This is a genomic window from Xanthomonas sp. LMG 12459, from assembly GCF_009192905.1.
Lineage (GTDB): Bacteria > Pseudomonadota > Gammaproteobacteria > Xanthomonadales > Xanthomonadaceae > Xanthomonas_A > Xanthomonas_A sontii.
The window spans coordinates 11,039-34,787 of the sequence record NZ_NSGT01000011.1; the positions used below are offsets into that span (position 1 = coordinate 11,039).

General features: G+C 70.5%; 20 protein-coding genes. 10 read left to right on the plus strand and 10 right to left on the minus strand.

Features of this window, described 5'->3' with window-relative positions; all coding sequences use genetic code 11:
* The first annotated feature begins 7 nt into the window (after positions 1 to 7).
* From CEK65_RS02595 to CEK65_RS02620, 6 genes are read left to right on the plus strand one after another with little or no spacing between them, the layout of a single operon-like run.
* Positions 8 to 1,234, plus strand: a complete 1,227-nt coding sequence (locus CEK65_RS02595) for a siderophore biosynthesis protein PvsA (protein ID WP_152180676.1) — start codon at positions 8 to 10, stop codon at positions 1,232 to 1,234.
* Positions 1,231 to 3,027 carry an IucA/IucC family protein gene (locus tag CEK65_RS02600; protein WP_152180677.1) on the plus strand — a complete coding sequence of 599 codons (1,797 nt, stop codon included), beginning with the start codon at positions 1,231 to 1,233 and terminating at the stop codon, positions 3,025 to 3,027. The genes CEK65_RS02595 and CEK65_RS02600 overlap by 4 nt, the downstream gene beginning before the upstream one ends.
* Complete coding sequence (locus CEK65_RS02605) at positions 3,024 to 4,196, plus strand: MFS transporter (RefSeq protein ID WP_150409768.1); 1,173 nt, start codon at positions 3,024 to 3,026, stop codon at positions 4,194 to 4,196. The genes CEK65_RS02600 and CEK65_RS02605 overlap by 4 nt, the downstream gene beginning before the upstream one ends.
* Entirely contained in the window at positions 4,174 to 5,931 is a 1,758-nt protein-coding gene (locus CEK65_RS02610; protein ID WP_152180678.1) for an IucA/IucC family protein, read from the plus strand. Before CEK65_RS02605 ends, CEK65_RS02610 begins: the two co-directional genes overlap by 23 nt.
* Complete coding sequence (locus tag CEK65_RS02615) at positions 5,928 to 7,181, plus strand: type III PLP-dependent enzyme (RefSeq protein ID WP_152180679.1); 1,254 nt, start codon at positions 5,928 to 5,930, stop codon at positions 7,179 to 7,181. Before CEK65_RS02610 ends, CEK65_RS02615 begins: the two co-directional genes overlap by 4 nt.
* 54 nt (positions 7,182 to 7,235) lie before the next feature.
* Positions 7,236 to 7,550: a PsiF family protein gene (locus CEK65_RS02620; RefSeq protein WP_148828141.1), complete on the plus strand. Its 315-nt coding sequence runs from the start codon at positions 7,236 to 7,238 to the stop codon at positions 7,548 to 7,550.
* A gap of 320 nt (positions 7,551 to 7,870) precedes the next feature.
* On the opposite strand, the gene CEK65_RS02625 is transcribed toward CEK65_RS02620, so the two are convergent.
* On the minus strand, positions 7,871 to 8,968 hold the full coding sequence (locus tag CEK65_RS02625) for a sterol desaturase family protein (protein ID WP_152180680.1): 1,098 nt from the start codon (positions 8,966 to 8,968) through the stop codon (positions 7,871 to 7,873).
* A 102-nt stretch (positions 8,969 to 9,070) separates the two neighbouring features.
* Positions 9,071 to 10,309: an MFS transporter gene (locus CEK65_RS02630; RefSeq protein WP_152180681.1), complete on the minus strand. Its 1,239-nt coding sequence runs from the start codon at positions 10,307 to 10,309 to the stop codon at positions 9,071 to 9,073.
* A 30-nt stretch (positions 10,310 to 10,339) separates the two neighbouring features.
* Here CEK65_RS02630 and CEK65_RS02635 point away from each other — a divergent pair, with 30 nt between their 5' ends.
* Entirely contained in the window at positions 10,340 to 11,170 is an 831-nt protein-coding gene (locus CEK65_RS02635) for a helix-turn-helix transcriptional regulator (protein ID WP_226980453.1), read from the plus strand.
* 25 nt (positions 11,171 to 11,195) lie between these two features.
* Here the strand turns inward: CEK65_RS02635 and CEK65_RS02640 are convergent, their stop codons facing one another.
* A complete protein-coding gene (locus CEK65_RS02640; RefSeq protein WP_152180682.1) occupies positions 11,196 to 12,482 on the minus strand; it encodes an O-acetylhomoserine aminocarboxypropyltransferase/cysteine synthase family protein in 1,287 nt (428 codons plus the stop codon).
* Positions 12,483 to 12,646: 164 nt separating this feature from the next.
* Here CEK65_RS02640 and CEK65_RS02645 point away from each other — a divergent pair, with 164 nt between their 5' ends.
* Positions 12,647 to 13,399 carry a hypothetical protein gene (locus CEK65_RS02645; RefSeq protein ID WP_152180683.1) on the plus strand — a complete coding sequence of 251 codons (753 nt, stop codon included), beginning with the start codon at positions 12,647 to 12,649 and terminating at the stop codon, positions 13,397 to 13,399.
* A gap of 65 nt (positions 13,400 to 13,464) precedes the next feature.
* Here CEK65_RS02645 and CEK65_RS02650 read toward each other — a convergent pair whose 3' ends face one another.
* Both CEK65_RS02650 and clpB read right to left on the minus strand, forming a co-directional pair.
* Positions 13,465 to 14,115: an HAD-IA family hydrolase gene (locus CEK65_RS02650; protein ID WP_152180684.1), complete on the minus strand. Its 651-nt coding sequence runs from the start codon at positions 14,113 to 14,115 to the stop codon at positions 13,465 to 13,467.
* Positions 14,115 to 16,700, minus strand: coding sequence for an ATP-dependent chaperone ClpB (gene clpB, locus CEK65_RS02655; protein ID WP_026143553.1), 2,586 nt, complete (start codon positions 16,698 to 16,700; stop codon positions 14,115 to 14,117). The genes CEK65_RS02650 and clpB overlap by 1 nt, the downstream gene beginning before the upstream one ends.
* A gap of 218 nt (positions 16,701 to 16,918) precedes the next feature.
* Here clpB and CEK65_RS02660 point away from each other — a divergent pair, with 218 nt between their 5' ends.
* Positions 16,919 to 17,623, plus strand: coding sequence for a glutathione S-transferase (locus CEK65_RS02660; RefSeq protein WP_152180685.1), 705 nt, complete (start codon positions 16,919 to 16,921; stop codon positions 17,621 to 17,623).
* 221 nt (positions 17,624 to 17,844) lie between these two features.
* Here CEK65_RS02660 and CEK65_RS02665 read toward each other — a convergent pair whose 3' ends face one another.
* From CEK65_RS02665 to CEK65_RS02685, 5 genes are all read right to left on the minus strand, one after another.
* On the minus strand, positions 17,845 to 18,678 hold the full coding sequence (locus CEK65_RS02665; protein WP_152180686.1) for a DUF3014 domain-containing protein: 834 nt from the start codon (positions 18,676 to 18,678) through the stop codon (positions 17,845 to 17,847).
* A gap of 139 nt (positions 18,679 to 18,817) precedes the next feature.
* Positions 18,818 to 20,023: a lysozyme inhibitor LprI family protein gene (locus CEK65_RS02670; RefSeq protein ID WP_226980454.1), complete on the minus strand. Its 1,206-nt coding sequence runs from the start codon at positions 20,021 to 20,023 to the stop codon at positions 18,818 to 18,820.
* Positions 20,024 to 20,077: 54 nt separating this feature from the next.
* Positions 20,078 to 21,676 (minus strand): hypothetical protein, encoded by a 1,599-nt coding sequence (locus CEK65_RS02675; RefSeq protein WP_017913449.1) that lies wholly within the window; start codon positions 21,674 to 21,676, stop codon positions 20,078 to 20,080.
* Positions 21,677 to 21,782: 106 nt separating this feature from the next.
* On the minus strand, positions 21,783 to 22,202 hold the full coding sequence (locus CEK65_RS02680) for a GNAT family N-acetyltransferase (RefSeq protein ID WP_226980455.1): 420 nt from the start codon (positions 22,200 to 22,202) through the stop codon (positions 21,783 to 21,785).
* Positions 22,203 to 22,329: 127 nt separating this feature from the next.
* The gene (locus CEK65_RS02685) at positions 22,330 to 22,809 is read right to left on the minus strand and encodes a DUF3574 domain-containing protein (protein ID WP_152180688.1); all 480 of its coding nucleotides are present in this window, start codon (positions 22,807 to 22,809) and stop codon (positions 22,330 to 22,332) included.
* A 243-nt stretch (positions 22,810 to 23,052) separates the two neighbouring features.
* On the opposite strand from CEK65_RS02685, the gene CEK65_RS02690 reads away from it, so the two are divergent.
* Positions 23,053 to 23,749 (plus strand): TonB-dependent receptor plug domain-containing protein (locus CEK65_RS02690; protein WP_152180689.1); only part of this gene is annotated, 697 nt, incomplete at its 3' end.

A 23,749-nucleotide genomic window follows, 5' to 3' on the forward strand; every position in this document is an offset into this window, starting at 1 on the left:
CCCGCACATGACCCCGCACGACGCTCCCCTGCTGCTCCTCAGCCACGTCTGCCACCCGGCGGTGACCGATGGCTTCCTCCCCGCCGCGCAGCGCCTGGGCGTGCCGGTGCTGCTGCTGACCGACCACCGCCACGCGCACCTCGAGCACTTCCGCCGCCATCCGCCGGCCGCACCGGTGCAGGTGCTGGAGTGCGACGTGTTCAATCCGCTGGGCGTGCTCGACCTGCTCGGCGGCCTGCCGCAGCCGCCGCGCGCGGTGTTCAGCAACAGCGACCACCTGCAGACCAGCGCCGCCGTGGTCGCTGCCGCGCTCGGCGTGCCGGGCAAGGATTGGCAGGTCTGCTACGCGGCCAAGAACAAGGCGGCGATGCGCCAGCGGCTGCGCGCGCTCGGCCTGCCGGCGCCGTGGTTCTGCAGCCTGGCACCGGGCGCGCAACCGCCGGCGCAGGCACCCTGGCCGCTGATCGCCAAGCCGCGCGAAGGCGTGGCCAGCCTGGACGTGCGCCACTGCGCCGACGCGGCGGCGCTGCAGGCCTACCTCGATGATTTCTGGCAGCGCCACCCGCAGCGCAGCGTGCTGCTGGAGAGCGTGCTGGAGGGTCCGCTGTTCACCCTGGAAACGCTCGGCGACGGGCGCACCCTGCAGCCGGTCGGCGGCTTTGACGTGCAGCTGTCGGCGCCACCGCATTTCGTCGAATGCGAGGCACGCTGGCGCAGCGCCATCGACACCCCGGTGCTGCAGCAGGCACTGGCGCAATTGCAGGCGTTCGGCATCGGCTTCGGCGTATGCCACAGCGAGTTCATCCTCACCGCCGACGGCCCGGTGCTGGTGGAGATCAACTACCGCAGCATCGGCGACGGCCGCGAATTCCTGCTCGATCGCCTGTTCGGCGGACACTGGTTCGACAGTGTGCTCGGCCTGCACCTGGGCCGGCCGCTGCCGGCGCTGCAGGCGCGCCGCGCGCAGGCGCTGGTGCGCTACTACGTGGCCGAGCACGACGGCACGCTGGCGGTGGCCAGTGCCGACCACGCCAGCAGCGATGCGCACTGGGAAGCGCGCTACCGGCGCCTGCGGCAACCCGGCGACGCGATCCGGCTGAGCCACTCCAACAAGGATTACCTGGGCGTGCTGGACGTGCTCGCCGACACCGCGTCGGACCTGCAGCAGGCGCTGGCCCGCACCGAGGCGTCGCTGCACTGGCGCATCGACACCGCCACCGGAGTGGCGGCATGAGCCAGGACGCCGACCGCCGCTACATCGACCTGCGCGTGATCGACGCCTGCCTGCGCGAAGACCTGCGCGGCATCGTCAGCCGCGGCGCCGCGGCCACGCCGCCGCCGGCGGTGCTCGCCGCCTGGGCGCAGGCGCCGCTGCCCGCGGACGCCATCTGGTGGCGCATCGCGCACCTGCCCGACGGCGAACTGTGGCTGCCGCTGCGCCGCGCCGGCTACCTGCAGACCGTGAGCGCCTGCAGCGACGGCTGGGTCCTGCACACCGGGCAGCACAGTGTCTGCGAATCCGGCGCCGCGCAGTGGCTGGCGCGACTGGGTGCCGGGCTCGACGCGGAGACCCAGGCGCTGCACCGCGCCTATGTCGAGGAAGCCGAGTGCGCGGTGCGCCAGCGCGCGCTGGCGCGGCAGGCCTACGCGCAGCAACGGCCACTGCTGGCCACCGCGCTGGACGCCGCCGACGCGCACGAGCGCGCCTACCGCTGCGAACAACTGGCCAGCCACCGCGACCATCCGTTCTATCCCAGCGCACGCGCCAAGCTTGGCCTGGACGATGCCGACCTGCCGCGCTACGCCCCGGAGTTCGGCCCCAGCTTCGCGCTGCGCTGGCTGGCGCTGCCAATCGCGCAGGTCACCCAGACCACGCCGCCGCCGGCGTTCTGGCCGCGCCCGAGCATGCTCGGCCTGGACCCGGCGCTGGACGCCGACCACGTCGCCTGGCCGCTGCACCCTCTGATCTTCGCGCGGCTGGGCGAGGACGGCTTCGCCCTGCCGGACGGCGCGATCGCCGCGCCGCAGCCGTGGCTGCAGGTGCGACCCTCGCTATCGCTGCGCACGGTGATTCCGCTGGCGTTTCCGGATCATCATCTGAAGCTGCCGGTGCCGATGCGCACGCTCGGCGCGCTCAACCTGCGCCTGATCAAACCGTCCACGCTGTACGACGGGCACTGGTTCGAACGCGTGCTGTGCGACCTGGCCGCACACGATCCGGCGCTGGGCGAACGCTACCTGCACGTGGACGAGGCGCATGCCGGCCATGTCGGCGAGACACGCCACCTGTCCTACCTGCTGCGCCGCTATCCGGCGTTGCCGGAGGCGACCCTGGTACCGGTGGCCGGCCTGTGCGCGACGCTGCCCGATGGCCGACCGCTGGCCGCGCACCTGGCCGACCGCTTCCATGGCGGCGACCTCACCGCCTGGTGGGACAGCTACCTGGCGCTGATGTGCCAGGTGCACCTGCGGCTGTGGCTGCGCTACGGCATCGCGCTGGAGGCCAACCAGCAGAACAGCGTGCTGATCTACGCCGCCGGCCGCGCGCCGCGGCTGCTGATGAAGGACAACGACGCGGCGCGGGTGCTGCTGCCGCGGCTGTACGCGCAACGGCCGGCGCTGGCCGCGCTGGGCACCCCGCGCGATGCGCGTATCGTGGTGCAGGACGACGCCGCGCTGGCGCGGATGTTCTGCACCATCATCCTGCAACTGGATCTGCAGGCGGTGCTGGAAGGGCTGGCGGAATGGCAGCCGGGACTGCGCGCCCCGCTGTACGCACTGCTGCGCGCGCGCCTGCACGGCACCCTGCGCGCGCTGCGTGAGGACGGCATCGACACCGCCCCGGCGCAGGCGCTGCTGGACGCGCCCACGCTTCCGGTGAAGTACCTGCTCAGCGCCGGCAGCCTGCTCGGCAAGCAGATCACCGGCGCGGCGGACATCAACAAGTTCTACGGCGACAGCGCGCCCAACCTGCTGCGCGAGGATGCGCTGGCGGCGCGCGCGGTCGCGGCTGGGGCGGCGCGATGAAGCGCCTCCTCGGCCCGGTGCTGGCCGCGCATTATCTGGCCGCCTTCACCGCGCTGGGCATGCCGCTGTTCCTGCCGCAGGTGCTGCAGCAGCTCGCGCCGGGTGCGGCGATCGGCTGGAGCGGCGTGCTGTACGTGCTGCCGACGCTGTGCACTGCGCTCACCGCCAGCACCTGGGGCCGGCTGGCCGACCGCTATGGACGCAAGCGCTCGCTGCTGCGCGCGCAACTCGGCCTGGCGCTTGGCTTCCTCATGGCCGGCTTCGCGCCGAACCTGGGCTGGCTGGTCGCCGGCTTGGTCGTGCAAGGCGCCTGCGGCGGCTCGCTGGCCGCGACCAACGCCTATCTCAGCAGCCAGGCGCAGCGTGGCTCGCTGGCGCGGGCGCTGGACTGGACCCAGTTCTCGGCACGCCTGGCGATGGTCACCGCACCGGCGCTGCTCGGCCTGGCCACCGCGCTGGGGCCGGCGCAGTCGCTGTACCGCTACCTGGCGCTGCTGCCGCTGCTGGCCTTCGCGCTGAGCTGGCGGTTGCCGGCCGATCCGCCGCGCGTGCCGGCGGCAGTCGCATCCACACCCGCGATGCCGCAGGCGGATGCGGCGCAGCGCCGCCAGCGCTGGGCGCTGTGGACCACGCAGTTCCTGTTCTGTTTCGCGATGGTGGTGACCTTTCCCTACTTCCTGCCGTATGCGCAGGCGCACGGCATCGGCAGCAGCGCGGTCGCCGGCCTGCTGTACAGCCTGCCGCACCTGGTCTACCTGGTGCTGATGCCGTGCTGGCGCGGCCGCGACCACCGCGTGTCGCCGCTGCCGGCGGGGCTGGCGCTGTTCGCACTGGCCTGCCTGCTGCAGATGGCGCCGCCGGCGCCCGGCTGGTTGATCGCCGCGCGGCTACTGTTCGGCCTGGGCATGTGGATGGCGCTGCGCGGCCTCAACCGCAGCCTGGCCGAGGTTGCCGGCGGGCGCGGCGCGGGCCAGTTGTTCGGCCGCTTCGATGCCGCCGGCAAGTACGCCGGCGTCGCCGGCGGCGCCCTCGCCGGTGCCCTGGTGCAAGGCCATGGCCTGGCCGTTCCCTTCCTCGCCGCCGCCGCGGCCGCCCTGCTGGCGCTGCTGCCGGCCCTGATGCTCACGTCCGTTCGGAGAACCGTCCATGTCCCCGTTGCCGATGCATGACCCGTGGTACGACAGCCTGGCGAAAGCGCAGGCGATCACCTGCTGGCTCAACTGCTACCTGCGCGAAGTCGCGCTCGATCGCGGCCTGGCCGACTTCGACTACCGCGGTCTGGACCGGCCCGGCATCGCCGCCGCCGGCGAGCGCTGGTTGCGCCTACGCCTGCCCTCCGGCGCCACGCTGTGCGTGCGCCTGGCGCATGCCGACCGTCTGGGCCGCTGCCGCTTCGCCTCGGCACCCTACCTCAAGGCCGACGGCCGTCCGTGGCACTGCCTGGACGCAGAGGCGCTGGTGCGCCTGCTGCTGCAGGAACTCAGCGAAGGCGAGCACGCGCCGAACCTGGAACTGCTGGCGCAGAGCGCCAACAGCATCGCCATCACCGCGCAGTTGCTGCGCCAGGCCGACGCCGCCCAGCCCACCGGCGAGGCGCTGATCGATGCCGAGCAATCGATGCTGTGGGGCCACGCCTTCCATCCCACGCCCAAGAGCCGCGAGGGCGTGCCGCTGGACCAGGTGCTGGCCTGCGCGCCGGAAGCGCGCAGCGCCTTCCCGCTGTTCTGGTTCCGCATCGACCCGCGCCTGTATCGCGCACAGGGCCATGATGTGCGCGCCACCCTGGCACAGGCCGGCGGCGGCGCCGACCTGTACCCCTGCCATCCGTGGGAGGCCGAGCGCGTGCTGGCGCATCCGCTGCTGCGCCAGGCGCAGGCGCGCGGCTGGATCGAGCCGCTGGGCGAACGCGGCCTGGCGCTGCGCCCGACCTCGTCGGTGCGCACGCTCTACCACGCCGAGCTCGATCATTTCCTCAAGCTGTCGGTGCACGTGCGCCTGACCAACTGCGTGCGCAAGAACGCCTGGTACGAACTGGAAAGCGCGGTGGCGCTGACCCGCCTGCTGGCGCCGGACTGGCAGGCGCTGGCGCAGCGCGTTCCTGGCTTCCACGTGCTGCTGGAGCCGGCCGCCACCGATCTGGACTTCTCCGCGCTGGACGCCGATGCGCAGGCCTGCCGCGAACTGGGCGAGAGCTTCGGCGTGCTGTACCGGCAGGCGATCCCCGCGGCGCAGCGCGCGCGCTATCGCCCGCAGGTGGCCGGTGCGCTGTTCACCAACGACGCACGCGGCCAGCCGGCCTGCGCCGCCGCGCTGCAGACGCTGGCGCAGCGCAGCGGCAGCAGCCTGGAGGCGGCCACCGCAGCCTGGTTCCGCGCCTATGCGCGACTGCTGCTGGATGGCGTGTGGAGCGCCTGGTTCGGCTACGGCATCGTGCTGGAGCCACACCTGCAGAACACCGTGATCGGCTGCGAGGACGGCCTGCCGACACAGGTGTGGATCCGCGACCTCGAAGGCACCAAGCTGCTGCCGTCGCGCTGGCCGGCCGCACGCCTGCCGGGCATGTCCGAGACCGCGCGACAGTCGCTGTATTACAGCGCCGAACGCGGCTGGAACCGCATCGCCTACTGCGCGCTGGTCAACAACCTGGCCGAAGCGATCTTCCACCTCGCCGACGGCCACGACCGCCGCGAACGCCAGCTGTGGCAGATCGTCGGCGACATCGCGCGCAGCTGGCAGCAGCGCCACGGCACGCAACCGGCACTGCAGGCCCTGCTCGACGGCGCGCCGCTGCCGGCCAAAAACAACCTGCGCCTGCGCCTGCTGCAGCGTGCCGACCGCCATGCCGACTACAGCTTCCTGCCCAACCCGATCGGCAGCGCCGCGCTGCGGCAGGCGGCGGCATGAGCCTGCGCATCGATCCCGCACCACTGCACGCGGCGCTGGCGCAGTTGCGCACGCAGGCCGACGGCCCGGTCTGCGCCTACGTCTACGACCTGGCGGCGCTGCAGACGCACGCGGCGATGCTGCGCGCACACCTGCCGGCCGAGTGCGAGCTGTTCTATGCGGCCAAGGCCAACGCCGAGCCCCCCGTGCTGCGCGCGCTGGCGCCGTGGGTCGACGGTTTCGAGGCGGCCTCCGGCGGCGAACTGCAATGGCTGCACACGCACCAGCCGGGCCGCCGGCTGCTGTTCGGTGGCCCCGGCAAGCTCGATACCGAACTGCAGCTGGCCGCCAGCCTGCCCGACTGCAGCGTGCACGTGGAAAGCCTGGGCGAGCTGCAGCGACTGGCGCGCATCACCGCGTCGCGCACAGGCCCGTTGTCGGTGTTCCTGCGCCTGAACATCGTGGTACCGGGCATGCAGGACACGCGCCTGGTGATGGGCGGGCGACCCTCGCCGTTCGGCCTGGACGTGGACGACCTGGATGCCGCGATGCAGGTGCTGCGCGGCGCGAGCGGGCTGCGCCTGGACGGCTTCCACTTCCACCTGCTGTCGCACCAGCGCGATGCGCAGCTGCAGTTGCGGCTGATCGCGCACTATCTGCAGACCGTGCAGGGCTGGCGCCAGGCCTACGCGCTGGGCCCACTGACGGTGAATGCCGGCGGCGGCTTCGGCGTGGACTACGCCGATCCGGCGGCCTCGTTCGACTGGGCCGCGTTCTGCGCGGGCCTGCCGACGCTGCTGCGCACGCACGGCCAAGGCCTGCGCCTGCGCCTGGAGCCGGGCCGCTACGTCAGCGCCGCCTGCGGCTGGTACCTGATGGAGGTGCTGGACATCAAGCGCAGCCATGGCGCGCAGTTCGCCGTCGGCCGCGGCGGCACCCATCATTTCCGCACGCCTGCCGCGCAAGGCCACGACCATCCGTTCCTGGTGCTGCGCGGCACCCAGCCGCCGGTGCTGCGCGATGCGCGGGTGACCCTGGTCGGGCAACTGTGCACGCCCAAGGACGTACTGGCCCGCGACCAGCCGGTGGCCGCACTGGCGCCGGGCGACTTCCTGGCGTTCCCGCTGGCCGGCGCCTACGCCTGGAACATCTCGCACCAGCAGTTCCTGATGCATCCACCGCCACAGATGCTGTTCCTCGACGGGCCGGCGCAGGCCGCCGACGCCTTGCCGCAGCGCCGCATTGCCGACTCGGCCGCCGCCGCGTCATGATCCGGTCACCCGTGCCGGCGCACCCTGCCGGCACATCCAACCGGAGCTGCCGCCATGACCCGTTCCGCCCGCTTCGCCGCCACCTGCCTGCTGCTGAGCTTCACCGCCGCCCCACTGCTGGCCGCCGCCGCGACCAAGCCGCAGACCGCACAACAGACCCTGATGGCCAAGTGCTCGGCCCAGAACAAGGGCAAGAAAGGCGATGAGTACAAGAGCGCGCAAAAGGCCTGCCTCAGCGGCGGCACCGCCCCGGCGGCGGGCAACGCCTCCCAGCAGCGGATGAAGGACTGCAACGCGCAAGCCGCGACGCAGAAACTGCAGGGCGACGCCCGCAAGACCTTCATGAGCGGTTGCCTCAAAAAACAGTGAGCCAGTAAGCCCCTCTCCCCCCGGCGACCGAAGGAAGTCCCGTGGGAGAGAGGGGTTGGGGTGAGGGTACGGCGCGTAGCGTCTCGCGGTGTTTGGGGGCACGAGGCTGCGCCCTACCCTCATCCGCCCCTTCGGGGCACCTTCTCCCAAGGGGAGAAGGGAAAAGCCGAGCCCCTCTCCCCCCGGGAGAGGGGTTGGGGTGAGGGTGCGACAGCCAGCGAAGCCAGCAAGGACCGGCATTGCCAACCGCCACCGCTCTTACGAATCCCTGCTTTCCACAGCCGAACGGCTGGTCATCCCGACTCCCCAATCCCGGCCTTTCAACCATTCGACGCCGGCGTAGAAGCCGCAGCCGCAGGCGGCTCGACATGCAGTGGCAAACCAGCATGATCCACCGGAATCGGCGCATAGTCCTCGCCGAACGCCACTTCGCCCGGCGTCCACCCTGAGCGGCGCCGCACCGCCCCCCAGAAGCGCTTGAGCCCTTCCCACTGCAGCGCCACCAGGCCCAGCTCGTTGTCGCGGTCCACCATCGGATCGCCCACGCCGGTCGGCCGCACCGGCTCGCCATACAGCGCGGTGCCGAACAGCACGTCCCAGAACGCGAACACCTGGCCGAAGTTGCAGTTGTGCAGCCCCGGTCGCTCCGGGTCCACGCGCATGTGGTGCAGGCGGTGGAACGGCGGATCGACCAGGACCTTGTCGAGCACCGGGCCGAAGCCGAAACGGGTGTTGGCGTGCGACAGGTTCTGCACCAGTTCGCCGAGCAGCATCAGCCAGGCGAACTCGTCGGCCTCGATGCCGAACGCGATGCCCACCGCGGCCAGCACGAACGACTGCAGCATGCCGTCCAGGTAGTTGCTGCGGTCGTTGGCCCAGCAGCTGAGCTGGCGCTGGCTGTGGTGCATGCTGTGCATCGCCCACCACCACGGCATCCAGTGCTGCACCCGGTGCATCCAGTAGTAGGTGAAGTCGTAGGCCAGGTAGTACAGCGCGAACAGCGCCAGCGGATGCCGGTCCAACCACGGCCAGGCATGGCGCAGGCCGGTCTCCGGCGCCGCCGCGGCGTTGGGGTCGGCGCCGCCCAGCGCGTTGACCACCGGGGTCAGGATCAGGAACGAGAACAGCGGGAACACCCCGATCAACATCAGCCAGGTGTAGTGGAAGTCGATCCGCGCCAGCCGCCGATGTTCCCAGCGCTCGGCCGGCCACAGGCTCTCCAGCGGCCGGAACAGCACACCGATGATGGACAGTTGCAGCGCGGCCACCAGCAGCGAGGCGGCGATGTCGTGCGGATCGTCGCTGAGCCCGGTCAGGTGCAGCGCCGCCAGCAGCGGCGCCACCGCGTGGCTGGCGACCAGGTCGACCAGCGTGGACCAGGCGTGGGCAATGGACGAGACCAGGGCGATGACAGGCATGCGAAGACGGCGATGGGGGCGCGACGGCCGACGCGACAGCATGCGGCCGCTGGCTTTCGCCAAGCTGTCCGCGCCGGCCGATGCCGGCCACGCGCGGTCGTGCTAGTGCGTCGCGACGGCGTCGGGTCGCCGGCTCGGCAGCAGCGCGGCGACGATGCCCAGCAGCGGCAGGAACGACATCACCTGGTACACGAAGACGATGCCGCGATGGTCGGCGAGCAGGCCCAGCACCGCCGCGCCCAGCCCGCCCATGCCGAAGGCGAAGCCGAAGAACAGCCCGGAGATGGTGCCGATGCGTCCGGGCATCATTTCCTGCGCATACACCAGGATCGCCGAGAACGCCGAGGACAACACGAAGCCGATCAGCACGGTCAACGCGGTGGCCGCATGCAGGCCCACGTGCGGCAGCGCCAGCGCGAACGGCGCCACGCCCAGGATCGACACCCAGATCACCGGCTTGCGGCCGATGCGGTCGCCGACCGGGCCGCCGATCAGCGTGCCCAGCGCCGAGGCCAGCAGGAACGCGAACAGGTGCAGCTGCGCGCTCTGCACCGAAATGCCGAAGCGCTGGATCAGGTAGAACGTGTAGTAGCTGCTCAGCCCGGCGATGTAGAAGTACTTGGAGAAGATCAGCAGCAGCAGGATGCCGACGATGCGCACCACCGTGGCGCGCGGCAGCGCCGGCACCGCGGCGACCGGCCGCGGCGTCGCGCGCGCGGCCTGCAGGTGCAGCGCGTACCAGCGCCCGACGTAGGACAGCAAGGCGATGCCGAGCAACGCCGCGCCGCCGAACCAAGCCACGCTGTGGCGGCCGTTGGGCACGATCACCGCCGCGGCGATCAGCGGCCCCAGCGCGGTGCCGGTATTGCCGCCGACCTGGAACACCGACTGGGCCAGACCATGGCGGCCGCCCGAGGCCAGCCGCGCGATGCGCGAGGATTCGGGATGGAAGATCGCCGAGCCGATCCCGACCAAGGCCGCCGCCAGCAACACCATGCCGAAGCTGGGCGCATAGGCCAGCAGCAACAGCCCGCACAGCGTGGAACTCATGCCCATCGGCAGCGAATACGGCGCCGGTCGGCGATCGGTGCGCAGCCCGATCAGCGGCTGGAACAGCGAGGCGGTGATCTGGTAGGTGAGAGTGATCAGCCCGACCTGGGCGAAGCTGAGCTGGAACTGGCCCTTGAGCACCGGGTACAGCGCCAGGATCAACGACTGCATCATGTCGTTGATCAGGTGCGAGGAGGTGATCGCGGCGAGCACACCGGCGGCGACCTTGCGCGGGGCGGCGGTGCCGGCAGGCGAGGAAACGACGGGAGCGGCAGGGCGCAGCGTGGACATGGCGGGACGGGCATTGCCGGGAGTGCGTGCATGGTAGGCTGCCCCGTCCCGACCTTCTTGCGCGACATGCCCAGCAACCATCGCAAAAAGGACATGCTGGTGCCGCGCGCCGGCCGCAATGCGGACGACGCGCCCGCCGACGTGGTGTGCAAGGCCGTCGACTACCCGCCCGACAGCGCCATCGCCCCGCACCGGCATGCGCGTCATCAGTTGATCTACGCGGTGTCCGGCCTGATGGTGGTGCGGTCGGGCCAGGGCCACTGGGTGGTGCCGAGCACGCGCGCGCTGTGGATCCCCGCCGGCACCGAACACAGCGTGCGCTGGATCGGCGTCCTGCGCATGCGCAGCCTGTACATCCGCCCCGCCGCCATCGCCGGCATGCCAGACACGCCGACGGTGATGGCGGTGGAGCCGCTGCTGGAAGCGCTGATCCGCAGCGCCGCGGAGATCCCCTGGGACCACGCCGCCGACTCGCGCGACGGGCGGCTGATGCGGCTGATCCTGGACGAACTGCATGCACTGCCGGCGCTGCCGCTGTACCTGCCGCAGCCGCGCGATCCGCGCCTGCTGCGCATCGGCGCCGCGCTCGACGCCGACCCGGCCGATGCCACCACGCTGCATGCCTGGGCCACGGAATTAAGCGTGGACGTCAAGACCATCCAGCGCCTGTGCCAGCGCGAGCTGCGGATGCGCTTCGGCCAGTGGCGCCAGCAACTGCGCCTGCTGCGCGGGCTCGAACGGCTGGCCGCCGGCGACCGCATCATCGACGTGGCGGTGGAACTGGGCTACGACAGCCCCAGCGCGTTCACCGCCATGTTCAAGCGCCAGTTCGGGCAGCCGCCGAGCCAGTTCTTCCGCTGAGCACCCGTGCAGCCCGCGGCGTGGCTCAGGCCTGCCCCAGCGCCTGCTGTAGATCGGCGAGCAGGTCGTCGATGTGTTCGATGCCCACCGACAGCCGCACCGTGTCCTCGCTGACCCCGCTGCGCTGCAACTCCTCGGGCGAGAGCTGGCGATGCGTGGTGGACGCCGGATGGGTGGCCAGCGACTTGGCATCGCCGATGTTGACCAGGCGGGTGAACAGTTGCAGCGCGTCGAGGAAGCGCGCGCCGGCGGCACGGCCGCCGCGCAGGCCGAAGGTCAGCACGCCGGAGCCATGCCCACGCAGGTACTTCTGCGCCAGCGCGTGCTCGGGATGGTCCGGCAGGCCGGCGTAGTTGACCCACTCCACCTTGGCCTCGCCCTGCAGGTGCCGCGCCAGCGTCAGCGTGTTCTGGTTGATCCGGTCCATGCGCAGCGGCAGCGTCTCGATGCCCTGCAGGATCTGGAAGGCGTTGAACGGCGACAGCGCCGCGCCGGTGTTGCGCAGCGGCACCACCCGCGCGCGGCCGATGTAGGCGGCCTCGCCCAATGCTTCGGTGTAGACCACGCCGTGGTAACTCACGTCTGGCTCGTTGAGGCGGCGGAAGCGCTGCGCGTGCGCTGCCCACGGGAAGCGCCCGGAATCGACGATCGCCCCGCCCAGGCTGGTGCCGTGGCCGCCCAGGTACTTGGTCAGCGAATGCACCACGATGTCGGCGCCGAAGTCGAACGGCCGCAGCAGGTACGGCGTGGGCACGGTGTTGTCGACGATCAGCGGTACGCCATGCGCGTGGGCGATGGCGGCCACCGCTTCCAGGTCGGTGACGTTGCCGCGCGGATTGCCGATCGACTCGACGAAGATGGCCTTGGTGCGCTCGTCGATCAGTCCGGCGAAGGCACCGGGATCGCGGTAGTCGGCGAAGCGGGTCTGGATGCCGGACAGCGGCAGCGTATGCGCGAACAGGTTGTAGGTGCCGCCGTACAGCGCGCTGGAGGAGACGATATTGTCGCCGGCCTCGGCGATGGTCTGGATGGCATAGGTCACCGCCGCCTGTCCGGAGGCCACCGCCAGCGCGCCGATGCCGCCTTCCAGCGCGGCGATGCGCTGCTCCAGCACGTCGGTGGTGGGGTTCATGATGCGGCTGTAGATGTTGCCCTGCACTTTCAGGTCGAACAGGTCGGCGCCGTGCTGGGTGTCGTCGAAGGCATAGGCCACGGTCTGGTAGATCGGCACCGCCACCGCGCGGGTGGTCGGATCGGGACGATAGCCGCCGTGCACGGCGATGGTTTCCAGCTTCCAGTTCGGGTCGGACATGGACGGATCTCGGCAAGAGGAGCCGAGACGATAGCGCCCTGCGTGGCAGCGAATGCAAACCCGCGGTTATGAGGCCATGACGCCGGGTTGTCAGCCCACCCGGCGCGGACGGCGCGCGAGCACCCGGTATGATGGGCCGGCCAGCCCGCCGGGATGCTCACCCGATGCAACGCGCCGCCATCCGCTCGATTCCGCTGCTGCTCTTCGCCCTGCCAGCGTTCGCGCGGGCCGCGCCGCCGCCGTCCTATGCGATGGAACAGTGGAGCCAGCCCTACACTTGCGAGGCGCAGCACCAGCGCTATCTGGCCGATCCCGAACAGGATTCCAGCGTGCCCGCGCACGTCATGATGCAACGCTACCTCGGCGTGCTCGACGCGGTGATCGCTGGCGACGAGGCGGCGTTGACCTTGCGCCATCTCTGCGATCGGTTCGACCTGGATTTTTTCCCCGGCATGCTGCCGCCGCCGTATGCCGAACCGTGGAATCCCTCGCCGCGGCCACCGGTCGGCAACGTCTTCGCTGCTTTTGTCGACGCCGCCGGCATGGCGTTCACGCAAGAGGTCGAAGCGAAGTACTTGCCCGACCGGGCCTCGCTCTCGCTTTCCATCAGTTCCAAGGAAGATGCGCCCGTGGCTGCGGGCAGCGGGCTCGGCTACCGCTATCGCGACATGGGCGACGCCTGCCCGCTGCGGCTAGGGCAACTGGCCGACAGGCTGGCCGCCGCCGGATTCTCGAAAGAGTACTTCGCTGTCGAGCCGCCACCACCGCAATACGCCGATACCGACTTTGGCGTCGGCGCCAGTTTCCAGCGCGACAAGCTTGCCGTGGGGGCCACCCTGCAAGGTACGTTCGCCGCGCAACGCACACACCCCGAGGCGGCCTGCGTAGCAGGCATCACGCTGTCCCTGGAGAAGTAGGCGCACGCACTGCCGCAGGCGGGAACGCCGACCCTGGCGCGCCGATCCAGTCCCGGCATGCAAGCTCAGTCGTCGCCGAGCGCGCCATGGACGAGCAGCCAGGCACGCAAGGCTTCTGCATCCACATAGCGCTCGGCGCGCAGGCCCAGGGCACGTGCGGCCTCGACATGGACCGCCGTGTCATCGACGAACAACACCTCGTCCGCGGCCATCCCGAGTTGTGCCAGTGCATGCAGGAAGATCGCCGGCTCGGGTTTGATCGCACCGACCTCGCTCGAATTCACCACGGCATCGAACGCGTCGGCGATGCCGAGCGCCTGCAGGTCGTGCGGCAGGCGCGAGGTGGCGTTGCTCAGCACCACCACGGACATGCGCTGGCGCACCTGCCGCAGTAGCGCCAGTACCGACGCGTTGATGCGGGCTGCCGTCGGCGCGGACCAGGCAGCGACCAGCGCCGCGACGTCGGCCTCGGGCGCCAGCGCGGCGAGACGCGCGACCACCTCGGCGCGCCATTGCGCATCGCTGGTGGCACCACGGATCGCTGGGTCCAGCAGAGCCGACGCGAACGCCACCGCGCGCAGGCTGCCCGGCGGCACGCCGTGCGCGCGCTCCAGCGCCGCATCGTCGGCGGGCCACAGCCGCAGCACGCCGTCCATGTCCACCAGCAGGGCGCGCGCCGCCGACACAGCGGAACGCGCCTGCGCGATGGAACCCATCAGGCCTTCTCGAACACCAGCTTGCCGCCCTCGGCCTCGACCTTGATGGTGTCGCCGCTGACGAACTGCCCGGACAGGATCTGCTGCGCCAGCGGGTTCTCCAGTTGCGCCTGGATCGCGCGCTTCAGCGGGCGCGCACCGTACACCGGGTCGAAGCCGACGTTGCCGAGCAGCTCCAGCGCGCGGTCGCCCAGTTCGATCTTCAACCCGCGCTCGGCCAGGCGCTTCTCCAGACCATGCAGTTGGATGCGCGCGATCGACTTGATCTGCGCCTTGTCCAGCGGATGGAACACCACGATGTCGTCCAGGCGGTTGATGAACTCCGGGCGGAAGTGCGCCTGCACCACGCCCATCACCGCCGCCTTCATCTGCGTGTAGGCCTCGGCGCTGCCGTCGCCGCTCAGCTCCTGGATCTGATGCGAACCCAGGTTGGAGGTCATCACGATGACGGTGTTGCGGAAGTCCACGGTGCGGCCCTGGCCGTCGGTGAGGCGGCCGTCGTCGAGTACCTGCAGCAGGATGTTGAACACGTCGCTGTGCGCCTTCTCGACTTCGTCGAGCAGGATCAGCGAATACGGCCGACGCCGCACTGCCTCGGTCAGGTAGCCGCCTTCCTCATAGCCGACATAACCCGGAGGCGCACCGATCAGCCGCGCCACCGAATGCTTCTCCATGAACTCGCTCATGTCGATGCGGATCATCGCGTCGCTGCTGTCGAACAGGAACTCGGCCAGCGCCTTGCACAGCTCGGTCTTGCCGACGCCGGTGGGGCCCAGGAACAGGAACGAGCCGCTGGGCCGGTTCGGATCGGACAGGCCGGCGCGCGAGCGGCGCACCGCGTCGGACACCACCTTGATCGCCTCTTCCTGGCCGACCACACGCTGGTGCAGTTCGTCCTCCATGCGCAGCAGCTTGTCGCGCTCGCCCTCGAGCATCTTGTTGACCGGGATACCGGTCCAGCGCGACACCACCTCGGCGATCTCCTCGGCGGTGACGCGGTCCTGTACCAGCTTGAAGTCGTGCTGTTCGGCCTCGTTGGCCGCGGCCAGCTGCTTCTCCAGGTTCGGCAGCAGGCCGTACTGGATCTCGCTCATCTTGGCGTAGTCCTGGCGCCGCTGCGCGGCCTCCAGTTCCACGCGCGCCTGCTCGATCTGCTCCTTGATCTTGGTCGCGCCCTGCAGCGCGGCCTTCTCCGACTTCCACACCTCGTCCAGATCGGAGAACTCGCGCTCGAGCTTGTCGATGTCGCTCTCCAGGTCGGCCAGGCGCTGCCGCGAGGCCTCGTCCTTCTCCTTCTTCAGCATCTCGCGCTGGATCTTGAGCTGGATCAGGCGCCGCTCCAGGCGGTCCAGTTCCTCCGGCTTGGAGTCGATCTCCATGCGGATGCGGCTGGCCGCTTCGTCCATCAGGTCGATGGCCTTGTCCGGCAACTGGCGGTCGGTGATGTAGCGATTGGACAGCGTGGCCGCGGCGACGATCGCCGGGTCGGTGATCTCCACGCCGTGGTGCACCGCGTAGCGCTCCTTGAGCCCGCGCAGGATGGCGATGGTGTCCTCCACGCTCGGCTCGCCGACGAACACCTTCTGGAAGCGCCGCTCCAGCGCCGCGTCCTTCTCGATGTACTTGCGGTACTCGTCCAGGGTGGTGGCGCCGATGCAGTGCAACTCGCCGCGCGCCAGCGCCGGCTTCAGCATGTTGCCCGCGTCCATGGCGCCATCGGCCTTGCCGGCGCCGACCATGGTGTGCAGTTCGTCGATGAACAGGATGATCTGGCCCTCGTTCTTGGACAGATCGTTGAGCACGCCCTTGAGCCGCTCCTCGAACTCGCCGCGGAACTTGGCGCCGGCGATCAGCGCGCCCATGTCCAGCGACAGCACGCGCTTGCCGCGCAGGCCTTCGGGCACTTCGCCGTTGACGATGCGCTGGGCCAGGCCCTCGACGATGGCGGTCTTGCCGACGCCGGGCTCGCCGATCAGCACCGGGTTGTTCTTGGTACGCCGCTGCAGCACCTGCACGGTGCGGCGGATTTCCTCGTCGCGGCCGATCACCGGATCGAGCTTGCCGCTCTCGGCGCGCGCGGTGAGGTCGATGGTGTACTTCTCCAACGCCTGGCGCTGCTCCTCGGCGTTCTCCGACTGCACCGTCTCGCCGCCGCGCAGCTTGTCGATGGCGGCTTCGAGCTTCTTCTTGTCGGCGCCGGCCGCGCGCAGCGCCAGGCCCAACGGGCCGCCGTCGTCGGCCGCGGCCAGCACGAACCACTCGCTGGCGATGAACTGGTCGTTGTGCTGCTGCGCCAGCTTGTCGGTCTGGTTGAGCAGGCGACTGAGGTCGTTGCCCATCGACACGTTGCCGGGCTGGCCGCTGACCTTGGGCAGCTTGTCCAGCGCCTCGCCGAGCCGCTCGCGCAGCACCGGCACATTGACGCCGGCCTGCGCCAGCAACGGCCGGGTGCTGCCGCCGGCCTGGTCGAGCAGCGCCACGAACACGTGCACCGGTTCGATGATGGTGTGGTCGCGGCCCACGGCCAGCGACTGCGCGTCGGCCAGGGCCTGCTGGAAGCGCGAGGTGAGCTTGTCCATCCGCATCGGGAAGTCCTCTGAAGGAAAGGGCCGGCCGTGCCGGCATGCCAGCAAAATGCGGCTGTCCGCCCCTGTTTCAAGGCCGTCCGCGACGTCTGTATACACCTCGCGGGACGGCGGCGACGCGACGTGACGTTCGCCGCACTCCGGCACCGGGCAGTCACACGCCGCTACCGCAACGGCGGCTACCCTCGGCGCTCCCGTCCCCACGCACAGGCCCCGCCATGCACTACGAGCTCTACTACTGGACCGGCATCCAGGGCCGCGGCGAGTTCGTGCGGCTGGCGCTGGAGGATGCCGGCGCCGGCTATCGCGACGTGGCGCGCGAGCAGGGCGATGCGGCGCTGCAGCCCTTCCTCGACGGCGCCCATGCCGGCGCACGCCCGTTCGCACCGCCGTTCCTCAAGGCCGGCCGCTTGGTGATCGCCCAGGTCGCCAACATCCTGCACTACCTCGGCCCGCCGCTGGGCCTGGTGCCGGACAGCGAATCGCGGCGACTGCAGGCCCTGCAATTGCAGTTGACCATCGCCGACCTGGTTGCCGAGGTCCACGACAGCCACCACCCCATCGCCAGCGGGCTGTACTACGAGGACCAGCAAGCCGAAGCGCGGCGGCGCGCCGAAGACCTGCGCAAGCAGCGGTTGCCGAAGTTCCTGGGCTATTTCGAACAGGTGCTGGACCAGGGCGGCGGGCGCCACGTGCTGCGCGAGCATTCCTACGTGGACCTGTCGCTGTTCCAGCTGATGAGCGGGCTGGACTACGCCTTCCCGCAGGCAATGAAAAAACTCTCGCCGAAGCTGCCGCGGCTGCGCGCGCTGCAGCAGCGCGTCTGCGAGCGCCCGGGCATCGCTGCCTACCTGGCCTCGCCGCGGCGCCTGCCGTTCAACGAGAACGGCATCTTCCGGCATTACCCGGAGTTGGATGGCTGAGCGAGGCTGGACGTCCGGTATCGGCCTGCCACTTCCGGTGAAAAACCGCCGTCATGCCGTGGTGATCTATGGTGTAGCGCGTCGGGACTGAAGTCCCTCCCACAAGGACGCTTCAGGCGTGGCCATAGGCGCTTTCCCGCATGAGCGGCTCAAGGTGGCCTCGGGCCGCTCCTGCCAAAAACAAAAAGCCCGCATGACGCGGCACGCGCCTCGCGTCTGGCTCAGGTCCGCGTCAGCGCTTCGCGCACCGCACGCAACTGCGCCTTGACCGCGGCGGCCTGGGTCGGGCCCATGCGCAGCAGCGCCTTCTGGCCGATCGACAGCGATTCCAGCGCCGGATCCACGAAGCGGTACTTGCCGCGCACCGGATCCATCTCCACCGCGAGCGGCGCGGTCGGCGTCGGGGTCTGCAGCAGGTGGTCGATCACCTGCACCAGGCGGTCGTTGAAGTAGCCCTGCGGATAGCCCAGCTCCACATAGGCCTGCTGGAACAGCGGATAGAAGCGGCGATAGGCCGCCACCGCCGTGCCCGGATCGGCGCGGGTGAACGCCTCCACGTAGGGCGCATAGCGCTGGGCATTGGTGTCGGCGATGACGCGGGCGCCGCTCGCATCGGTGCTCACCTGCAGGTCGCCCGGCACCTGCTTGAGCGCCAGGGAGCGCGCAGTGACGCGGCGCTGGGTCAGGTTGTCGACCATGGTCACCAGGCGCTGGATCAGGTGGTCGCGCAGCAGCAGCGCCAGCGGTGCGTCGCCGCCGGCCAGCGCGCTCAGTGCAGACCAGGCAGCATCGTCGCTGGCGGCCAGCGCCGGAATCGCCGCATCGGCAGCGGCTGCGGCATCGATCGGGTGCTGAATCGGCGGCGGCGTTGCCGCCGCGGCAGGCGCGTCAGGCGTTGTCGGCGCGGCCGCGGCGGGCGGCGGCGCGACCGCGGCAGGTGCGGGCGCAGCGGCGGGCCACAGCGCGGCGATGTTGTCGCGGAACAACCATGCCGCAGCGGCGGCCACCAGCACGGCGACCAGGATCCACGGCCAGAACGAAGGACGCGACTGCATGGGATGCACATCTCCATCGGACAATGGAGGTGTGACCGCCGCAATGCGCACCGGTTCCAGCGCGGGACGGCCGGCGTTCAGCCTAGATGCACGCCTTGCGCGAGGCGCCAGCGCCCTACCAGCGCCGCGTACGCGACCATTACCCCTGCGGGCCTTCGGCAAAGGCGATGCGCGCACCGACCCAGGCTGCGACCAGCACCGCCGCGACGCGGTCGGCCTGCGCCGCCGGCATTGCCTTGTGCGCGATCATCCATTGCGCCGCGGCAGCGCGCGCCGGCTGCAAGGCCGCCAGTGCCGCCTTGCGATCGGCCTGCGGCCACACGCTCGCGTCGTGCCACGCGGCGATGGCAGCGGCCGGATCGCCGGGCGGCTCGGCGCCCTTGGGTTGTTTCAGCAATAGCAGTGGCGACACCGTGGCCTGCAGCGACAGCACCCGCCATGCGGCGAAATCCGCGTAGCGCATGGTGCCCGCGTCGTCGGAGACGCGTTCCACCAGGCTGCCGAATGCCTGCTGCAAGCGCATCCATGCGGGTTGATCGAACAGGCCGGGCAACGGCCGGCAGATCGGCGCGGAAAGATCGCGGCTGGAGCCATACAGCGGGCCCATGGCGTCGTAGGCGGCCTCGCCCTGCGCGGCGAACACGAAACAATGCACGTAGGGGCGCGGATTCGGCTGCGTGGCCGCATCCGGCGTATAGCCGCTGCGTTCGATCCATAGCCGCAACAGGGTCAGGTCGCGCGCTTCCCCGGCCTGTCGGCTGCTCGGCTCGGACGTGTCGAGCAGCCCGGCGGATACCCCGTCCTGCTGCCGCAGGGCGGTGCTAGCGGACGCGAACCGGGCACGCGCTTCGGCCGCCGCCACCCCGGCCGCCGGCACGAAGCGATGCAGGTACACCAGCCAGGCCGAGGCCAGACCACCATCGTAGGCGCGCAGCTGCGCCGCCGCCGCGGCAGGCATGGTGGGAATGCTGGCGACGATGCGGTCGAAGCGCGCCGCCTGCGGCGCGAACTCGGCGTCCAGCGCGCGTACCCGCGCCTCCATCCGCTGTTTCAGGCAGGCCCCCGGATCGGTCTCGGCCAGGCAGCTCTGGCGCTGCGCCAGCCAGTCGCGCTGCGCGTTGCGCACGCCAGGCCGCTGCGCCGCGGGGACCACGTCGCGCAGCGCCGCATAGCGCAGGGCCAGCCATTCCTCCGTGGCGTCCAACCGCTTGTCCGTGCATAACAGTCGCTCCACCGCCGTGGTTGCCTTGCTGCAATCGAACGACACCGCGCCGGCCTCGGGCATCCAGCCCAGTGCCAGCAGCAGTGCCAGCGCACGCATGCGCAGGCCAGGGCAAGCGTTCATGCCATCCTCCTCTCGTGCATCGTTGCGATCCCGGCACCGCTTGTCGCGCCGCCGTCAGTCCACCAGCACCGCGCGCGGCTTCTGCAACGACAGCAGGCCGAGCAGCGCGGCCAGCACCAGGTAGCCGCCGACGAACTGCCAGGCGATCAGCTTGGGCACGCCGCTCAGCGTCCATGGCAGGTACAGGCCGCCGCGCGGGTCCACCGAGTGGATCAGCCCGAACAGGGTCAGCCCGGCCGCCACCAGCAGGAACACGGCGGCACGGCGCAGGCGGCCGTCCACCATCGCCGCCACTGCGGCGATCCACAGCATCGCGGTGATGATGAAGCCGTTGCCCAGGGTCAGGATCACCGCCAGCTCGGGCAGGCCGTGACCGTCCAGGGTGGTGGTGAGTTTGGCCAGCTGCTCCGGGGCAATCCAGCCCGGCGCCTTGATCGCCAGCAGGTACGCCACCGACGGCAGGAAGCCCAGCACCATCGCCCCGGCGTGGCGCTTGGGCGTGGCCTGGAAGGCCTGGGTGGTGATGTCGATGGCGACGTAGACGATGATCGGCGCCAGCACCGCCATCGGCAGCCACTGCACCAGGCCGGCGACCAGCCCGAACATGCCGCCCAGGCCGATGAACAGGCCGGTGAGCAAGGTGTAGCCGCTGCGCGCGCCCATGTGCTTGTAGGCCGGCTGGCCGATGTAGGGCGTGGTCTGGGCGACGCCGCCGCAGACGCCGGCGATCAGGGTCGCGCCGGCCTCGACCAGCAGGATGTCGCGGGTGCGGTAGTCGTCGCCGGCGGCACGCGCGCTCTCGCTGACGTTGATGCCGCCGACCACCATCAGCAGGCCGAACGGCAGCAACAGCGGCAGCAGCGGCACCGTGTCGGCCAGGCCGGCGACGAACCCCAGGCTCGGCCACGGCAACACCAGTTGCGGCGCGCTCCATTGCGGCGCCTGGTGGCCGGGAATGCCGAAGCCGGCCGCGTTGGCCCAGTAGTACAGGCCGGTACCCAACGCCAGCGCCAGCGGCACCCCCGGCAGGCGCCACGGCAGCCGCCCCTTGGCGATCAGCACGTACAGCAGCAGGCCCAATACCACCAGCCCGACCAGCGGCGTGCGCAGCGTCTCCAGCAGCGGCAGGAAGCCCATCAACACGATGGCGATGCCCGCGATGGAGCCGAGCAGCGCGGCGCGCGGCAAGGCGCGGGTCACCGCATCGCCGAAGAACGACAGCACGGTCTTCAGCGCGCCCATCACCACCAGCGACGCCATGCCCAGGTGCCAGGTGGCCAGCGCCGCGGCCTGCGGGTCCAGGCCCTGCTGCTTGTAGCGCACGAACGCCGGGCCGAGCACCAGCAGCGCCATGCCGATGCTGGTCGGCGCATCCAGGCCCAACGGCATCGCGGTGACGTCGCTGCGCCCGCTGCGCACGGCCAGCCGCCGCGCCATCCAGGTGTAGAGCAGGTTGCCGACCAGCACGCCGAAGGCGGTGCCGGGAATCATCCGGGTGTAGATGACCTCGACGGGGAACTGGAACAGGCCGACCAGCGCCAGGGTGATGAAGCCGAGGATCGACAGGTTGTCGACCACCAGGCCGAAGAAGCCGTTGAGGTCGCCGGCGACGAACCAACGCGGACGCGGCGAGACAGGAGCGGGAGTGGACATGCGGGCAGTGGCGGCGTTGGGGGTCGAGGGATGGTAAGGGCAAGCGGCACCGTCGGATCGGTGCACGCGCAGGATGCCGTTTTCCGGCGACGGCGCGCCGCGGTAGCTACAGCGGCAGATGCAGGAACTGGTTGAACGCGCTCGGCACGTAGTCGCCGAACGCCGGCCCGTTGCGGAAGCCGCGCCGGCGATACAACGCCAGCGCCGGCGCGAACGCCGCGCCGCTGCCGGTTTCCAGGCTCAGCCGCTGCAGGCCTTCGGCGCGGGCGACCGCGATCAGATGGTCGAGCAGCGCCGCGGCCGCGCCCTGGCGCAGGAACGCCGGATGCGTGCGCATCGACTTCAGTTCGCCACCGCCCTCGCCAAGCACCCGCAGCGCACCGACCGCGGCCAGCGCATCGTCGCGCCACAGGCTCCACACCCGCACGTCGGTGCGCCGCAGACCGGAAACATCCAGCGCATACACGCTTTCCGGCGGCGACTGCGCATGCATCTGCTGCACGTGGTACTCCAGCAACCCACGCACCGCCGGATCGTCAAGATCACCAGGCCGAATCACGAACGGCCCCGCACTCACTGCAGCGGTCCGCTTTTGCGAATCCCCGCTTTCCACAGCCGAACGGCTGGTCATCCCCACTCCCCAATCCCCGCGGTCAAAACGACACGTCCACCGCCTGCCGCGCCCACAGCACCGACTGGTGCCCGGTGGCCTGCTTCCACGCCAGCCGGATCGCCTCGATGTCGGCGCGGCGCTGCGGGGTGTCCTCGTGCAGGATCACCAGCACCTTGGTGTTGAGCCGGTTCGGCTCCTTGGCGCCGCGGAACAGCCACTGGCCGTAGGCATCGAACACGGTCAGGCCGTCGGGAAAGCGCGGCGTCACTTCCTTGTCCAGGAACGCGCGCCAGCGCGCCTCGCTGATCGGCTCGGCCTGCGGACGGTCGGCCGGGCCGCTCTCCTCGCCCACACCGAAGTACAGCTCGCTGCGCACCCAGCCGCCGGCCTGTGCCGGCCGCGCCGCATCGCCCTGCATGGTCGCGCTGACCTTGCTCGGCGCGGTGGGCGCAGACGGAGCGACGCTGGCGCAGGCGCTCAGGGCCAGGAGGACGGCGATCAACGGGGCACGCAAGAGCATCGGCAAGGTCTCGGTCGGAAGGGGCAGGCAACACACGATCGTAGGCCAGGTACGGACCGGGCCGGATAACCGCCGGGCATGAGCTCATGCCCGACGGCACCGAACACACGGCTCGCACATCGCCTTAACGTCGAGCTAATATATCGCTTCATCCGGATGGATGCAGCAACCTTTGCCGACCCCAGTCGCCGCCATGGCCGGCGCGGCCGGTCTCGATGGTCATCGTTTCAGGAGAGAACCCCCATGTCGTCCCCGTTCGTCAGGCCGCTGAGCCTGGCCATCGCCCTGGCCCTGGCGGCCCCCGCGTTCGCCCAGGACGCCGCCCCGACCACCGCGACCAATCTGGACACGGTGATCGTCACCGGCACCCGCGCCAGCGGCCGCACCGTGCTCGAATCCACCGCCCCGGTGGACGTGCTCAGCGCCGAGGACATCCGCAAGGCCGGCGTGGTCAACGGCGAACTCGGCAGCGCGCTGCAGGCGCTGCTGCCGTCCTTCAACTTCCCGCGCCAGTCCAACTCCGGCGGTGCCGACCACGTGCGCGCCGCACAGCTGCGTGGGCTCTCGCCCGACCAGGTGCTGGTGCTGGTCAACGGCAAGCGCCGCCACACCTCGGCCTTGGTCAACACCGACAGCAAGATCGGCAAGGGCACCACCCCGGTGGACTTCAACGCCATCCCGATCAGCGCGATCAAGCGCATCGAAGTGCTGCGCGACGGCGCCGGCGCGCAGTACGGCTCCGACGCGGTGGCCGGGGTGATCAACGTGATCCTCGACGACGACCCGGACAGCGGCGCGCTGGAAGCCAGCTACGGCGCCAACCACACCGACGTCAAGCCGATCCACCGCACCCTCACCGACGGCCAGACCGGCTATGCCAGCGGCAAGGTCGGCACACGCACCGTCTCGTATACACATCTGACGCTCCCGACGACCCTAC